This is a genomic window from Mycobacterium colombiense (genome assembly GCF_001672755.1).
GTDB classification, from domain to species: Bacteria; Actinomycetota; Actinomycetes; order Mycobacteriales; family Mycobacteriaceae; genus Mycobacterium; species Mycobacterium colombiense_C.
Map to the genome: position 1 here is coordinate 56,500 of NZ_LZKI01000047.1, position 15,702 is coordinate 72,201.

15 protein-coding genes are annotated in these 15,702 nt (G+C 67.3%); 12 read left to right on the forward strand and 3 right to left on the reverse strand.

Annotated features, from left to right (window positions below; all coding sequences use genetic code 11):
- Positions 1-7 precede the first annotated feature (7 nt).
- The 7 genes from A5708_RS06405 to A5708_RS06435 all read left to right on the forward strand — a co-directional run bounded on the left by A5708_RS06405 (position 8) and on the right by A5708_RS06435 (position 7,150).
- Positions 8-1,012, forward strand: a complete 1,005-nt coding sequence (locus A5708_RS06405; RefSeq protein WP_065027809.1) for an ABC transporter substrate-binding protein — start codon at positions 8-10, stop codon at positions 1,010-1,012.
- A gap of 112 nt (positions 1,013-1,124) precedes the next feature.
- Entirely contained in the window at positions 1,125-1,799 is a 675-nt protein-coding gene (locus A5708_RS06410; RefSeq protein ID WP_065027810.1) for a 5-oxoprolinase subunit B family protein, read from the forward strand.
- A gap of 37 nt (positions 1,800-1,836) precedes the next feature.
- Positions 1,837-2,748: a 5-oxoprolinase/urea amidolyase family protein gene (locus A5708_RS06415; RefSeq protein ID WP_065027811.1), complete on the forward strand. Its 912-nt coding sequence runs from the start codon at positions 1,837-1,839 to the stop codon at positions 2,746-2,748.
- 468 nt (positions 2,749-3,216) lie between these two features.
- A complete protein-coding gene (locus A5708_RS06420) occupies positions 3,217-4,614 on the forward strand; it encodes a nitrate/nitrite transporter (RefSeq protein WP_081292841.1) in 1,398 nt (465 codons plus the stop codon).
- A gap of 89 nt (positions 4,615-4,703) precedes the next feature.
- A complete protein-coding gene (locus tag A5708_RS06425; RefSeq protein ID WP_155765914.1) occupies positions 4,704-5,855 on the forward strand; it encodes a uroporphyrinogen-III synthase in 1,152 nt (383 codons plus the stop codon).
- Positions 5,846-6,619 (forward strand): sirohydrochlorin chelatase, encoded by a 774-nt coding sequence (locus A5708_RS06430; protein ID WP_065027813.1) that lies wholly within the window; start codon positions 5,846-5,848, stop codon positions 6,617-6,619. The genes A5708_RS06425 and A5708_RS06430 overlap by 10 nt, the downstream gene beginning before the upstream one ends.
- A gap of 78 nt (positions 6,620-6,697) precedes the next feature.
- The gene (locus A5708_RS06435; protein ID WP_065027814.1) at positions 6,698-7,150 is read left to right on the forward strand and encodes a hypothetical protein; all 453 of its coding nucleotides are present in this window, start codon (positions 6,698-6,700) and stop codon (positions 7,148-7,150) included.
- A 15-nt stretch (positions 7,151-7,165) separates the two neighbouring features.
- Here A5708_RS06435 and nirD read toward each other — a convergent pair whose 3' ends face one another.
- Both nirD and nirB read right to left on the reverse strand, forming a co-directional pair.
- A complete protein-coding gene (gene nirD, locus A5708_RS06440) occupies positions 7,166-7,534 on the reverse strand; it encodes a nitrite reductase small subunit NirD (protein ID WP_065027815.1) in 369 nt (122 codons plus the stop codon).
- A gap of 10 nt (positions 7,535-7,544) precedes the next feature.
- Positions 7,545-10,127: a nitrite reductase large subunit NirB gene (gene nirB / locus A5708_RS06445; RefSeq protein WP_081292839.1), complete on the reverse strand. Its 2,583-nt coding sequence runs from the start codon at positions 10,125-10,127 to the stop codon at positions 7,545-7,547.
- A gap of 227 nt (positions 10,128-10,354) precedes the next feature.
- On the opposite strand from nirB, the gene A5708_RS06450 reads away from it, so the two are divergent.
- Positions 10,355-10,795, forward strand: coding sequence for an Hsp20/alpha crystallin family protein (locus A5708_RS06450; protein ID WP_065027817.1), 441 nt, complete (start codon positions 10,355-10,357; stop codon positions 10,793-10,795).
- A 70-nt stretch (positions 10,796-10,865) separates the two neighbouring features.
- Here A5708_RS06450 and A5708_RS06455 read toward each other — a convergent pair whose 3' ends face one another.
- Positions 10,866-11,627: an isocitrate lyase/PEP mutase family protein gene (locus A5708_RS06455; protein WP_065027818.1), complete on the reverse strand. Its 762-nt coding sequence runs from the start codon at positions 11,625-11,627 to the stop codon at positions 10,866-10,868.
- A gap of 106 nt (positions 11,628-11,733) precedes the next feature.
- Here A5708_RS06455 and A5708_RS06460 point away from each other — a divergent pair, with 106 nt between their 5' ends.
- The 4 genes from A5708_RS06460 to A5708_RS06475 all read left to right on the forward strand — a co-directional run bounded on the left by A5708_RS06460 (position 11,734) and on the right by A5708_RS06475 (position 15,655).
- The gene (locus A5708_RS06460) at positions 11,734-12,039 is read left to right on the forward strand and encodes a hypothetical protein (protein WP_065027819.1); all 306 of its coding nucleotides are present in this window, start codon (positions 11,734-11,736) and stop codon (positions 12,037-12,039) included.
- Positions 12,040-12,120: 81 nt separating this feature from the next.
- On the forward strand, positions 12,121-12,948 hold the full coding sequence (locus A5708_RS06465; protein WP_065027820.1) for a hypothetical protein: 828 nt from the start codon (positions 12,121-12,123) through the stop codon (positions 12,946-12,948).
- A 44-nt stretch (positions 12,949-12,992) separates the two neighbouring features.
- Positions 12,993-14,912 carry a fumarate reductase/succinate dehydrogenase flavoprotein subunit gene (locus tag A5708_RS06470; protein ID WP_065027821.1) on the forward strand — a complete coding sequence of 640 codons (1,920 nt, stop codon included), beginning with the start codon at positions 12,993-12,995 and terminating at the stop codon, positions 14,910-14,912.
- Complete coding sequence (locus A5708_RS06475) at positions 14,909-15,655, forward strand: succinate dehydrogenase/fumarate reductase iron-sulfur subunit (protein WP_065027822.1); 747 nt, start codon at positions 14,909-14,911, stop codon at positions 15,653-15,655. The genes A5708_RS06470 and A5708_RS06475 overlap by 4 nt, the downstream gene beginning before the upstream one ends.
- Positions 15,656-15,702: the final 47 nt, after the last annotated feature.

A 15,702-nucleotide genomic window follows, 5' to 3' on the forward strand; every position in this document is an offset into this window, starting at 1 on the left:
TCACGCGATGCGACAGGGATGGAATCGACGGGGATTCTTGCAGCTCGCAGGGGCTGTCGGAGTTACCGCGATCGGCGGCGCGACGGCGTTCTCTTCGGGGTGCTCGTCACGCAAATCGGCTCCGGGAGCAACCCCGGGTTCGGTGACGGTCACCCACCTGTTCGGTGAGACCGTCATCAAGGAACCACCCAAGCGCGTCGTCAGCGCCGGCTATACCGAGCAGGACGACCTGCTCGCGGTCGGCGTGGTGCCGATCGCCGTGACCAACTGGTTCGGTGACCAGCCCTCCGCCGTCTGGCCATGGGCCGCACCCAAACTCGGCGGCGCGCAGCCGACGGTGTTGAACCTGGACAACGGCATTCCGGTCGAGCAGATCGCCGGTCTCAAACCGGACCTGATCGTGGCCGTCAACGCCGGCCTGGACGCCGACACGTATCAGAAACTGTCCGCGATCGCCCCGACCATCGCGCAATCGGACGGCGACGCCTTTTTCGAGCCGTGGAAGGAGCAGGCCTCCACCGTCGGCCAGGCGGTCTTCCAAGCCGACCGGATGAAGTCGCTGATCGACGGCGTCGACCAGAAATTCACCGACATCGGCAAGAAGAATCAGCAGTGGACCGGCAAGAAGGCGCTGCTGATGCACGGCGCGTTGTGGCAAGGCACGGTCGTTGCCACCATGGCGGGCTGGCGGACGGACTTCCTGAATCAGATGGGACTGCCCGTCTCCGACGCCATCAAGCCGTTCGGCACCGATCAGCGGGCCGTCATCCCCCGCGATCACATCAAATCGGTGCTGGAGTCGGCCGACGTGGTGATCTGGGCGACGCAGAACCCCGACGATCAGAAGGCGATACTGGCCGACCCCGAGGTGGCCGGGTCGCTGACCACCGCGCAGAACCGCAACATCTTCACCACAAAGGACCAGGCCGGGGCGATCGCGTTCGCGTCGCCGCTGAGCTACCCCGTCCTCGCCGATGAACTGCCGCCACTGATCACCAAGATCCTGGGCTAGCCGCGCGGCGATGCCAGGGCTGTTTGAGCGTTTGCTAAGGCAGCTCTGGCAGAGCTCGAAATTCCGTCGGCGACCCTCGCACATGCCCCGATCCCGGGGTTACCGTCGAGTAATGAGCGTGACGGACCTTAGCGGCGACCTGGCCCACAACCTGCCGACCGAGCTGGTCGGCAACACCGTCGTGGACTACGGCGACCGCGCGCTGATGGTGCAATGCGGAAGCACCGCCGAGGTATTGGCGTGGGCGGACGCGCTGCGCGCCGCGGCGATACCGGGCGTGGTCGACGTCGTCCCGGCGGCCCGCACGGTGCTGGTGAAGCTGGACGGCCCGCGCCACCAAGGCGTCATCCGCCACCGGCTGCGCAGGATGGACGTCGCCGCCACCCCGGACGCCGCCCCCGAGCGCCGCGCCGACGTGGTCATCGACGTCGTCTACGACGGTCCGGATCTGGCCGAGGTCGCAGGACACACCGGACTGACCATCGCGGCGGTGATCGACGCCCACAGTTCCACGCTGTGGCGGGTCGGGTTCAGCGGATTCGCACCCGGTTTCGCGTATCTGGTCGACGGCGACCCGCGGCTGCGGGTGCCTCGCCGCCCGGAGCCGAGGACCTCGGTGCCGGCCGGCTCCGTGGGCCTCGCCGGTGACTTCAGCGCGGTGTACCCGCGTCAGTCCCCCGGTGGCTGGCAACTCATCGGCCGCACCGACGCGGTCCTGTGGGACCTGCAGCGGCCGAACCCCGCGTTGCTGACGCAGGGCATGTGGGTTCAGTTCCGGGCCGTCTAGCCAGTGGCGGGTCGCCACCCTAGCTAAGGAGACAACCGTGGCAATCCTGGAGATCCTCCGCACCGGACCGCTCGCCGTCGTCCAAGACCTCGGCCGCCCGGGACTGGCGCATCTGGGGGTGAGCCGGTCCGGGGCCGCCGACCGGCGCGCGCACCGGCTGGCCAATCGGCTGGTGGCCAACCCCGACGACAGCGCCACCGTGGAGGTGACGTTCGGCGGTTTCGTGGCCCGGGTGTCCGGCGGCGACGTCGACATCGCGGTGACGGGCGCCGACACCGATCCCACCGTCAACGGAATCAAGTTCGGCACCAACAGCATTCATCATGTTCGCGACGGCGAGGTGATCGCGCTGGGCGCCCCCCGCGCCGGCCTGCGCAGCTACCTGGCGATCCGCGGTGGCATCCGCGTGGAGCCGGTGCTGGGCTCGCGCAGCTACGACGTGATGTCGGGCATCGGACCGGCGCCGCTGCGGGCCGGCGACCGGCTACCGATCGGCGAGCACACCGACGCCTACCCCGAACTGGATCAGGCGCCGGTGGCGGCCATCACCGGAGGCGTCGTCGAGCTGTTCGTGGTGCCCGGGCCGCGCGACGATTGGTTCGTCGAGCCGGACCGCCTGGTGCATACGTATTGGATTGCGTCCGATCGCAGCGACCGGGTGGGGATGCGGTTGACCGGCCGGCCCCTACAGCACTGCTACCCGGACAGGCAGCTGCCCAGCGAGGGTGCGACCCGCGGCGCGATCCAGGTGCCGCCCAACGGTTTGCCAGTGATCCTGGGACCCGACCATCCGGTCACCGGCGGCTATCCGGTGATCGGCGTGGTGGTCGATGAGGACGTCGACAAGATCGCCCAGGTGCGGCCCGGCCAGGCGGTGCGACTACACTGGGCGCGGCCCAGGACTTTGGTGGGCGCCCACTCCGGCGCCGCGAGTTGGCCGTTCTCCTAACGTAATTCGTTCGGTATGTGTCGGCGCCGGAGGCAAGCTGTATGCCAGCTCACACGAACCCACGGGTATGTGTGAAATCACTTGATGGCGGCGCTCATTCGGGCTTGATGAACTGCGCGCTCGCGAACTGATTGCCGCTCAGGGATTTACCAGATAACTGGTAATCAACTAACAGGCGATATTGGCCCGTTCCGGTTGACCCGCTGACGTCGTAAATGTGAGCATCGGACCGTGCGACGGGGCACGCCCCTTCATTCGGGGCGCCCAAGCGTCGAAAGCCAGCCTCCGAACAGCTTCCCGATACCGGGCGAGCGCGGTGCCCTCTGGCGTGGCGGCGGCCGGATGCGGCGGTTCGTGGGGCCTGACGAGAGGGAGCTGTATGCACGTCCACCGGTGCGATGTCGTTGGGACACAATGTATTTCCGCGAACAGTCAGCGCGCATGAGCGTGATGCCGAAGACGGGCCGGATGCGCCGCGACCACCGCATCGCGGACTGGAACCCGGAAGACACGGTGGCCTGGGAGGCCGGAAACAAGAAGGTCGCCCGGCGCAACCTGCTGTGCACCATCGCCGGTGACCACGTGGCGTTTTCGATCTGGACCCTGTGGCCCGTCATGGCGCTGTTCATGCCGGGGTCCGTCTACGGCTTCTCCGCCGGCGACAAGCTGCTGCTGGGCGCGGTCGCCACCCTGGTCGGCGGGTGCGCCCGGATCCCCTACACCCTGGGCATCGCCGCCTTCGGCGGCCGCAACTGGACAACGTTCTCGGCCTTCGTGCTGCTGATTCCGACGGCCGGCACGATCGTGTTGCTGGCCAATCCCGGTCTGCCGCTGTGGCCGTTCGTGTTGTGCGCGGCCCTGACCGGGCTGGGCGGCGGCAATTACGCGGCCTCGCTGGCCAACGTCAACGCCTTCTACCCGCAGCGGCTCAAGGGCGGCGCGCTGGCCGTCAACGCCGGCTTCGCCAACCTGGGGGTCGCGGTGATCCAGCTGGTCGGCCTGCTGGTGCTGGCTACCGCCGGGCACGAGGCGCCGTACTGGGTGTGCGCGGTGTACCTGGTGTTCCTGGTCGTCGTGGGCATCGCGGCCGCGTTGTTCATGGACAACGTCAACCACGGCACCCAGCTGAGCACCATGCGCAAGATCCTATTCGAGCGCGACACCCATGTGATCTCGCTGCTCTACATCGCGACCTTCGGCTCGTGGATCGGCTTCTCCTTCGCCTTCGGGCAGGTGATGCAGGTCAACTTCCTGGACAGCGGGGAGAGCCCCAAGCACGCGGCGCTGCACGCCGCGCAGCTGGCCTTCATCGGGCCGCTGCTGGGCTCGCTGGCACGGATCTACGGGGGCCGGCTGGCCGACCGCCTCGGCGGCAGCCGCGTCACCCTGGGCGTGCTGGCCGGTATGACCCTGGGCGCCGGGCTCCTGGTCACCATCAGCACCCTCGATGATCACCACGCAGCGTCGCGCTCGACCAGCATGATCGGCTACGTCGCCGGCTTCATGGTGCTGTTCGTCCTGTCCGGGATGGGCAACGGCTCGGTCTTCAAGCTGATCCCCTCGGTCTACGAGGCGCGCAGTCGCTCGCTGGATTTGAGCGAAGACGAACGCCGTCATTGGGCCCGGGCGATGTCGGGATCGCTGATCGGCATCTGTTCGGCCGTCGGGGCGCTCGGTGGCGTCGGAATCAACCTGGCGCTGCGCCAGTCCTACCTGAGTACCGGCACGGAAACGTCGGCGTACTGGGCTTTTCTGGCCTCCTACGTCGTGGCGGGGATCATGACCTGGATGGTCTACGTCCGCCGTCCCGCATCGGCGCCGGTGCTGTCCGGGTCGGCGCCGGAAACCGAGGCCGCCCGTGTGTGAGCGGACTCGCAATACGGGCAATGCCACAGCAATTGACAGGTAACGCAACCGAAACGTCGCAGGCATACACAGTTCATATGGCCCCCCAACTGGCCCCACCAGACTCCGCGCCGCTCACCGGCTACCGGATCGCCGTCACGTCGGCGAACCGCGCCGAGGAGCTGTGCGCGTTGCTGCGCCGTAACGGCGCGGAGGTTTCCAGCGCGGCGGCCATCAACATCATCGCGCTGCCCGAAGACGATGAACTGCAGAACCACACCGAAGCGGTGATCGCCCAGCCCCCGGATATCTTGGTGGCGCACACCGGCATCGGCTTTCGCGGCTGGGTCGCCGCGGCCGACGGCTGGGGGCTGGCCACCCAACTGCTGGCATCGCTCGCCAAGTCGCGGATCGTGGCCCGCGGACCGAAGGCGACCGGCGCGCTGCGCGCCGCCGGCCTGCACGAGGAGTGGTCCCCCAAATCCGAATCGTCGCGCGAAGTCCTGCGCTACCTCCTCGAATCGGACGTCGCCGGTAAGCGGATCGCCGTCCAGCTGCACGGCGCGGCCGACGGGTGGGACCCGTTTCCGGAGTTCATCAACGGACTGCGGGCCGCGGGCGCGCAGGTGGTCCCCATCCACGTATACCGCTGGAAGCCAACGCCGGCCGGCGGCGAGTTCGACCAACTCGTCGCCTCGGTCGCGCGACGGCAATTCGACGCGGTGACCTTCACCTCCGCACCCGCCGGCGCTGCGCTGCTGGAGCGCAGCCGCGAGCTGGGCATCGAAGCTCAACTGCTGCAGGCACTTCGCAGCGACGTGCACGCCATGTGCGTCGGTCCGGTCACCGCGCAGCCGTTGATCCGAGCCGGAATCCCCACGTCGTCGCCCGAGCGAATGCGGTTGGGGGCGTTGGCCCGCCACATCGCGCAGCAGCTCCCGCCGCTGCGGTCGTGCGCCATCCGCGCCGCCGGCCACGACATCGAGATCCGTGGCACCTGCGTACTGGTCGACGGTTCGGTGAAGTCGCTGTCCGGGTCGGGCATGGCCACCCTGCGCGCGCTGGCCCAGCGCCCTGGCGATGTCGTCGCGCGCAACGATTTGTTACGAGTGCTTCCCGGCAACAGCAACGACCCCCACGCCGTCGATACCGCAGTGTTGCGGCTGCGAACGGCGTTGGGCGACAAGAACATCATCGCGACGGTGGTCAAGCGCGGCTACCGGCTCGCGATCGACCATTCGGAAGATCCCCCATGGCATTGATTCTGGTGGCGCATGGCACCCGCAGGCCGGGTGGCGTGTCGATGATCGAAAACCTTGCGGCACAGGTGAGTACGCTGGTGCACAGCATGGTGGACGTTGCCTACGTGGACGTGGTGGGTCCCACCCCAAGTGAAGTCCTGTTGCGCGCGAAGGCCGCCGACCGCCCCGCCATCGTGGTGCCCGCGTTCCTGGCACGCGGATACCACGTTCGGGCCGATCTGCCCGCCCACGTCGAGATCAGCGGGCACCCGAATGTGATCGTCACCCCGGCGTTGGGCCCGAGCGGTCAAATGGCCCGGATCGTCGGCGATCAGTTGGTGAAATGCGGTTGGCGACCGGGTGATTCGGTGATCCTGGCGGCCGCGGGGACCTCGGACGTCAAGGCGCGCACCGACCTGCACACCACCGCGACGCTGGTGTCGGCGCTGACCGGATCGCGGGTGAGCCTGGCCTTCGCGGCGACCGGTGAGCCGCAGCTGCCCGAGGCGGTGGACCGGGCCCGGACCCGGGCGCACCGCGCCGGCGGACGCGTGGTCGTCGCCTCATATCTACTGGCCGACGGCCTTTTCCAGCAACGGCTGCACGCCTGCGGCGCCGACCTGGTCAGTGAGCCGCTGGGCACCCATCCCGGGTTGGCGCGGCTGGTCGCGAATCGATTCCGGCGGGCCCTGCCGCCGGTCCTCGCGCCCACCGGCCGGCAGTCGTCGCGCCGATCGAGCCCGCACCAGCTGGCCCACGGCCGCACCGTACGGTCCGCGCCCTAGCGCAAAACGCCTGCTGGTGAGGCGCGCCGGTGTGCGGCGTTCCTTGATCTTTGATCGCAGACGGGTGATCCTGACACCATGCCCCGCCGCGAAGAGCCATCGCCTGGGATCCTGGATCCTGTCGCCAAGATGCTGCGGTTGCCCTTCGGCACACCGGAATTCATCGACCGGATCGTCACCGGCGGGGTCAACCAGGTGGGCCGGCGGACTTTGCGCACGCTGATCACGACGTGGGACGCGGCGGGCGGCGGCCCGTTCGCGGCCAGCGCCATCGCGTCGACGGGGATGGCGAAGACCGCCGAAATCGTGCAGGGCATGTTCATCGGCCCGGTCTTCGGCCCGCTGCTGAAAATTCTGGGCGCCGACAAGGTGGCCCAGCGGGCCTCGTTGTGCGCCTCGCAGTTGGTGGGGCTGGGCATCATGCGCTACGGCATCCGCTCCGAGCCGCTGCACTCGATGTCGGTGGACGCGCTCGTCGACGCAATCGGGCCGACGATGCAGCGCTACCTGGTCGGCGACATCACCCGCTGAACCGGGCGTTAGGGCTCAGGCAGCCCGCGGCTGGTAGTCGCGCGCGACCTGAACGTAGCCGTCGTCGGTGATCCGCACCGGGTAGACCGGCACCGAAACGGCCGGATCGTCCAGGCAGGAACCGTCTTCGAGCGAGAACGCCTGCTTCAAGATGGGCGACTGAACCGTGACGCAGCCGTCGCGGTCACCCACGATTCCGCGGGAGAGCACCGCGGCACCGGAGAACGGGTCGACGTTGCCCACCGCGTACACCGAGCCGTCGTCGAGCCGGAACAACGCCGCCTGGGAACCGTCGTCCAGCAGCACGCCGACGCCGCGGCCCGGAATGAGGTGGTCGTAAGCGCACGCGCTGGTCCACACCTGGATGTCGTTGAGAAGTGTCATGATCCCTTCCTCATTCCTCCGGAGTTGTCGCTTCGCGAACCCGCGGCATACCAATGGACACAGGGATTTTGCGGCCGGCATGCTCGGTGAACGTGACCGTCGAGTCGACGGCGTCCGGGGCGTTGACGAACGACACGAACCGCGACAGCTTGTCCGGGTCGTCCAGCACGCCCTTCCATTCGCACTTGTAGTTCTCGACATGCCGCTCCATTGCGGCCTCGAATTCCTCGGCCAGGCCGAGCGAGTCCTCGCACACCACCTCGCGCACGTGGTCGAGCCCGCCGTCCAGCGAGTCGACCCAGGGCGCCGTGCGTTGCAGCCGGTCGGCCGTCCGGATGTAGTACATGACGAACCGGTCGACGTAGCGGACCAGCGTTTCGGTGTCCAGGTCGCTGGCCAGCAGCTGCGCGTGTTTGGGCGTCATACCGCCGTTGCCGCCGACGTAGAGGTTCCAGCCCTTTTCGGTGGCGATGACACCGACGTCCTTCGACCGGGCCTCGGCGCACTCGCGCGCGCAACCCGAGACGCCCATCTTGATCTTGTGCGGTGCCCGCAGTCCGCGGTAGCGCAGTTCCAGATCGATGGCCAGCTGCACCGAATCCTGCTGGCCGTACCGGCACCAGTCGGTGCCCACGCAGCTCTTCACCGTGCGCAGCGCCTTGCCGTACGCGTGGCCGGATTCCATGCCGCCGTCGACCAGGCGCTTCCAGATCTCCGGCAGTTGGTCCACCCGGGCGCCGAACATGTCGATACGCTGGCCGCCGGTGATTTTGGTGTAAAGCCCGAAGTCCTGGGCGATCTGGCCGATCAGGATCAGATGCTCGGGCCTGATGTCACCGCCGGGAACCCGCGGCACCACCGAGTAGCTGCCGTTCTTCTGGATGTTGGCCAGGAAGTGGTCGTTGGAGTCCTGCAGCGAGGCCTGCTCGCCTTCGAGGATGTGGTCCGACCCGGTGGAAGCCAGGATGGAGGCCACGACGGGTTTGCAGATGTCGCAACCCTTTCCGCGGCCGAAACGCTCCAGCAGGCCCGAGAAGGTCCGGATCTCGGTGGCCGAGATGATCTCGAACAGCTCCGCGCGCGACTGGCTGAAGTGCTCGCACAGCGCCTTGGACTGTTCCACGCCCTCGGCTTCCAGCAGCTGCTTGAGCAGCGGGACGCACGACCCGCACGAGGTGCCGGCCGAGGTGCATGCCTTGAGCGCGGGGACATCGGCGCATCCGTCGGCGATCGCACACTTCAGGTCGCCCTTGGTGACGTTGTTGCATGAGCAGATCTGTGCCGAATCCGGCAGCGCCCCAACGCCCAACGCCGCACCGCCGCCGGATTGCACCGGCGCGATCAGCGCCAGCGGGTCCCCGGGCAGCTCGCTACCGACCATGGGCCGCAGCACCCCGTAGGACGAGGCGTCGCCGACCAGCACGCCGCCGAGCAGCGTCTTGGCGTCGTCGGAGAGCACCAGCTTGGCGTAGGTCCGATTGACCGCATCGTTGATGGCGACCTCGAGGCAATTCTCGGTCGTCCCCATCGCGTCGCCGAAGCTGGCCACGTCGACGCCCAGCAGTTTGAGCTTCGTGGACAGGTCCGCCTCGCCGAACTCCGCGACGCCGTCCAGCAGCCGATCGGCCACCACCTCCGCCGAGGTGTAGCCCGGGCCCACCAGGCCGTAGCAGCGCCCGCCGATCGCGGCGACCTCACCGATCGCGTAGATGTCGGGATCGCTTGTCTGGCAAGCCACGTCGGTGAGCACCCCGCCGCGCTCGGCGCGCGTCAGCCCGGCGGCGGTGGCCAGCTCGTCGCGCGGCCGGATGCCGGCCGCGAAGATCACCAGGCCGGCGTCGATGACCTGGCCGTCGCTCAGGGTCACTCGCACCGAGGTGGTGCCGTCCGAGTGGTCGACCGCCTCGATCGATTCGGTGCCCGTGCCGACGTGCACCGAGATGCCGAGCTCGCCGATCATCCTGGCCAGCAGCCCGCCGCCGGCCTCGTCGATCTGCTGGGCCATCAGTCGCGGCATCATCTCGATGACGTGGGTCTGTAATCCGAACTGGCGCAGCGCATTAGCGGCTTCCAAGCCGAGCAGGCCGCCGCCGATCACGACACCCGCAGTGGCGTGCGAGGTTTCGACCGTGCGCTGGGCGTCGGCGCGGATGGCGTCGAGGTCGTCCAGCGTGCGGTACACGTGGCAGGCGGGCAGGTCGTGGCCCGGCACCGGCGGCACGAAGGCGTACGACCCGGTCGCCAGGACCAAGGTGTCGTAGCCGTGCCGCTGGCCGTCGGCGGTGACCACCGTCTTTGCGGCGCGGTCTATTTCGGTAACCCGCTGGTTGAGCACCAGTCGGACCAGTTCGTCACCCTCGTATTCGTTGCCGGGCAATGCCAGTAGCTTGCGATCCCAGCTGTCGGTATAGGAGGTCAGTCCCACGCGGTCATAGGCCGCGTCGGTCTCCTCGGCGAAAACCGTGATGCGCCACAATCCCTCGGTGTCACGGGCGCGGAGCGCCTCGACGAACCGGTGCCCCACCATGCCATGTCCGACTACGATGATGTGACGAGGCGCACAACTGGCGCGCGAAATCCCGTCTGCAGACATGGCTTTGAGAGTAACGGCCAGAAATTACGTTCTTTTCGCGCAATGTGACGGTCCTATGACGAGGATCTCACAACTCACAGGAAGGTCTGTGAGTGATCGTTCGCTGGCGGCGAACGACGAGGTGGAACTTTAGCGGGGTCGACTCATGTTTGTACTAGTAGCCGGTCGCGCAGGCGCCGGTCACAGGAATCTCACAATGAAGCTCAAGGAATTAGAAGGGAAGCGCCATGAGTAACCTCGCATTGTGGTCGCGACCGGCCTGGGACACCGACCGGTGGTTGCGCGACTTTTTCGGCCCCGCCGCCGCGGCGGACTGGAACACCCCAGCGACCAGCGGTTTCAAGCCCGCCGCCGAGATCGTCAAGGACGGCGACGACGCGATAGTACGTGTCGAGCTCCCGGGCGTTGACGTCGACCAGGACGTCAACGTGGAGGTCGACCGCGGACGCTTGGTCATCCACGGCGAGCACCGCGATCAGCGCTCGGAGGAGAAGGAAGGCCGCACGCTGCGGGAGATCCGGTACGGATCGTTCCGCCGGTCGTTTCAACTGCCCGCCCACGTCACCGGCGACGCCATCACGGCGACCTACGACGCCGGCGTGCTGACGGTGCGGGTCGCCGGTGCCTACGCCGGGAACCAGGCGCAGCGCATCGAGATCACCAAATAGTCTCCGACGGAGTTCGGAGAAAAGTAGCCGAATCCGGCGGAGCCGCAACGACTCCGCCGGATTCAGCGCGTCAGCCCCAGCGGGCCAGCAGCTCCGTGGCCCGGGTCGCCAGCGCGGCCTGCAGGAATGGCCCGAAGCTGATGCGCGCCACGCCCAGCGGGCCGAAGGAAGACGGGTCGTCCTGGTCGGGCAGGGCGATGGCGTTGACGGGCAGCTCCAACTCGGCGGTCAAGCGCCGCAACGTGTCGGGGTCGTGGCGACCTACCGGATACAGCACATCGGCGCCGGCGGCCGCCGCCTGATTCAGGCGCGCCACCGCGCGCTCGACGCGATCGGACGCCTCGCCGTCCTGGCGCAGGAACAGATCGGTCCGGGCATTGATGACGACATGCACCCCGGCCGCGTCGGCGGCCGACCGCAGCGCCCCGACCAACTCCGCATGTTCGTCGGCGGACCGCAGCCGCTTGCCCTCCGAGTGCACGGTGTCCTCGATGTTCAGCCCGACGGCCCCGACGCTCAGCAGGCCTTCGATCAGCCGGCCCGCCGGCTGCCCGTAGCCGGATTCGATGTCCACCGACACCGGGACGTCGACCGCGGCGGTGATCTGTGCGACCCGGGTGAGGACATCGTCGAACGACATGCCCTCGTTGTCGGGTTTGCCGATCGAGTCGGCCATCGGGTGACTGCCCACGGTGAGGGCGGCGAATCCGGCGCCGGAGGCCAGCCGTGCCGACCAGGCATCCCACACGGTCGGCAGGATGACCGGGTTGCCCGGCCGGTGCAGTTCCAGCAGCGTGGCGGCGCGCTCGGCGGGTGTGGTGGGTCCCGTCATAGGTGTTTGCTCCCTCGGCATCCGGACTCAACGGCCTGACGTCTGGCGTGTGCCGTGGATAGTATCGAGGGCGTACTGTGATCCGAAACACTGCCGAGGAGATCCGTTGACGAGCACGACTGGCACGACCGAATTCGCCGAACTGCACGACCTCATCGGCGGGCTGCGGCGGTGCGTGAGCTCCCTGCGGGCCCGATACGGTGACAGCCCGGCCATGCGGCGCATCGTCATCGACGCCGACCGCATCATGTCCGACGTCGACCTGCTCGACACCGACGTGTCCGAATTGGACCTGGCAGGCGCCACCGTGCAGCAGTCCGGCGACAAGATCGTCATTCCAGACACCCAGTACGACAGCGAATTCTGGCGCGACGTCGACGACGAGGGTGTCGGCGGTCACAGCAGGTCCTGAACAACCCAAGCCCCCCAGAAAAGGGGGGCTTGTATCTGTGTACCCTTCGACCTACAGCCCGTTCGAAGAGGAACACACTAAATGAGCGCACCTACGGCGAACCGTCCTGCGTCCGGTGTCTTTTCACCCACGCGCGCCCGTATTCAGCAACGCACCCTGCGCACCGACCGGTGGTGGATGTCGCCGCTGCGAATCGATCTCGGCTTCGCCGCATTCATTATTTATGCGACAGCGCGGGCGTTCCAACAGAATTACTTCTTCGTCCCCAAATACCACTACCTGACGCCGTTCTACTCCCCCTGCGTGAGCAAGGGTTGCGGTGAGGCCGGCGACATCTGGCCGCAGTTCCTGCCGGACGTGTGGTGGCTGCCGTACGCGGCCCTGTCGCTGCCGTTCCTGCTGCTGTTCCGGTTGACCTGCTACTACTACCGCGGCGCCTACTACCGCACGGTGTGGCAGTCGCCCAGCGCCTGCGCGGTGGCCGAGCCCCGCGTGCACTACAGCGGCGAGACGAAGTTCCCGCTGATCATCCAGAACACGCACCGCTACTTCTTCTACATCGCCGGCATCATCTCGGTGATCAACACCTACGACGCCATCGTCGCATTCCACTCCGACAGCGGACCCGGTGGATTCGGCTTCGGGCTGGGCAATCTGATCCTGCTCGGCAACGTCATCATGCTGTGGGTCTACACGCTGTCCTGCCACTCCTGCCGGCACGTGACCGGCGGCCGGCTCAAGCACTTCTCCAAGCACCCTGTGCGGTACTGGATCTGGACGCAGGTCAGCGTCATCAACACCAGGCACAAGCTGTACGCGTGGATCACGCTGGGCACCCTGATGCTCACCGACTTCTACGTCGCGCTGGTTGCCAGCGGCACCATTCCTGACCTGAGATTTGTTGGCTGACAAGCCATCTCGACATAAATCAGAATTTAGCTAGCGAGGGTTTCATGGTTGAAATCGAGCGGCACACGTACGACGTGGTCGTGATCGGTGCCGGCGGCGCCGGACTGCGTGCGGTTATCGAAGCGCGCGAACGGGGTCTGCGGGTCGCGGTGGTGTGCAAGTCCCTGTTCGGTAAGGCCCACACGGTAATGGCCGAGGGTGGCTGCGCGGCGTCCATGGGCAACACCAACCCGAAGGACAACTGGAAGACCCACTTCGGCGACACGATGCGCGGTGGGAAATTCCTCAACAACTGGCGCATGGCCGAACTGCACGCCAAGGAAGCACCGGACCGCGTCTGGGAGCTGGAAACCTATGGCGCGCTGTTCGATCGCCTCAAGGACGGCAAGATCAGCCAGCGCAACTTCGGCGGGCACACCTACCCGCGGCTGGCCCACGTCGGTGACCGCACCGGCCTGGAGCTGATCCGCACCATGCAGCAGAAGATCGTCTCGCTGCAGCAAGAGGACTACGCCGAGCTCGGCGACTACGAGGCCCGCATCCGGGTGTTCGCCGAAACCACCATCACCGAGCTGATCAAGGACGGCGACGCGATCGCCGGGGCGTTCGGCTACATCCGCGAAAGCGGGAACTTCATCTTGTTCGAGGCGCCCGCGGTGGTGCTGGCCACCGGCGGGATCGGCAAGTCGTTCAAGGTCACCTCGAACTCCTGGGAGTACACCGGCGACGGCCACGCCCTGGCCCTGCGGGCGGGCGCGTCGCTGATCAACATGGAGTTCGTCCAGTTCCACCCGACGGGCATGGTGTGGCCGCCGAGTGTGAAGGGGATCCTGGTCACCGAGGGTGTCCGCGGTGACGGCGGGGTGCTGAAGAACTCCGACGACAAGCGGTTCATGTTCGACTACATACCGTCGGTGTTCAAAGGGCAGTACGCCGAGTCCGAGCAAGAAGCCGACCAGTGGCTCAAGGACAACGACTCGGCCCGCCGCACTCCGGACCTGCTGCCGCGCGACGAGGTCGCGCGCGCGATCAACTCGGAGGTCAAGGCCGGCCGGGGCAGCCCACACGGTGGCGTCTTCCTGGACATCGCGTCGCGGCTGACGCCGGCGGAGATCAACCGTCGCCTGCCGTCGATGTACCACCAGTTCAAGGAGCTGGCCGGGGTCGACATCACCAAGGAGCCGATGGAGGTCGGGCCGACCTGCCACTACGTGATGGGCGGCGTCGAGGTGGACGCCGACACCGGAGCGGCCACCGTTCCCGGGCTCTTCGCCGCCGGCGAATGCTCCGGCGGTATGCACGGCTCGAACCGGCTCGGCGGCAACTCGCTGTCGGACCTGCTGGTCTTCGGCCGGCGGGCCGGGCTGGGCGCGGCCGACTACGTGCGGGCCCTGAGCAGCCGCCCGACGATCGCCGACGGCGCCGTCGACTCGGCGGCGAAGCGGGCGCTGTCCCCCTTCGAGGCGCCGGCCAGCGGCACACCGGAGAACCCGTACACCCTGCAGCTGGAACTGCAGCAGTCGATGAACGACCTGGTCGGCATCATCCGCAACGCCGACGAAGTCGCGGAGGCCCTGGCGCGGCTGGACAAGCTGCGTGAGCGGTTCAAGAACCTCCACGTCGAGGGGCAGCGCCGGTACAACCCGGGCTGGAACCTGGCCATCGACCTGCGCAACATGCTGCTGGTCAGCGAGTGCGTCGCGAAGGCCGCGCTGCAGCGCACCGAGAGCCGCGGCGGACACACCCGCGACGACCACCCGGCGATGGACTCGTCGTGGCGCAAGGTGCTGCTGGTCTGCGAGGCGGCCGGCGGCGGCGACGAGGTGATCCCCGACATCACCATCACGAAGAAGGATCAGACTCCGATGCGGCCCGATCTGCTGGAGCTGTTTGAAATCGGTGAGCTGGAGAAGTACTACACCGACGAAGAACTCGCCGGGCACCCAGGACGGAGTGGCAAATGACCTACAACGCGACGCTGCGGGTGTGGCGGGGCGACGACGCCGACGGCGCTCTGCAGGACTTCACGGTCGAGGTCAACGAGGGCGAGGTCGTGCTCGACATCATCCATCGCCTGCAGCAGACCCAGACGCCGGACCTGGCCGTCCGGTGGAACTGCAAGGCGGGCAAGTGCGGCTCCTGCTCGGCGGAGATCAACGGCAAGCCGCGGCTGCTCTGCATGACCCGGATGTCCACCTTCGCCGAGGACGAGGTCGTCACCGTCACGCCGCTGCGGACGTTCCCGGTGATCCGTGACCTGGTCACCGACGTCTCGTTCAACTACGAAAAGGCCCGCGAGATCCCGTCTTTCGCGCCGCCCAAGGATCTGCAACCGGGCGAGTACCGGATGGCGCAGGAGGACGTGCAGCGTTCCCAGGAATTCCGCAAGTGCATCGAGTGCTTCCTGTGCCAGAACGTGTGCCACGTGGTCCGCGACCACGAGGAGAACAAGAAGGCGTTCGCCGGCCCCCGCTTCCTGATGCGGATCGCCGAGCTGGAGATGCACCCGCTGGACACCCGCGACCGGCGCAACGACGCTCAGGACGAGCACGGCCTGGGCTACTGCAACATCACCAAGTGCTGCACCGAGGTCTGCCCGGAGAACATCAAGATCACCGACAACGCGCTGATCCCGATGAAAGAGCGGGTCGCCGACCGCAAGTACGACCCGGTGGTGTGGCTCGGTAACAAGCTGTTCCGTCGCTGAACTCCGCGCCGCGGTAATCCGGGCCGATCCCGTCATGGCACGTTAGG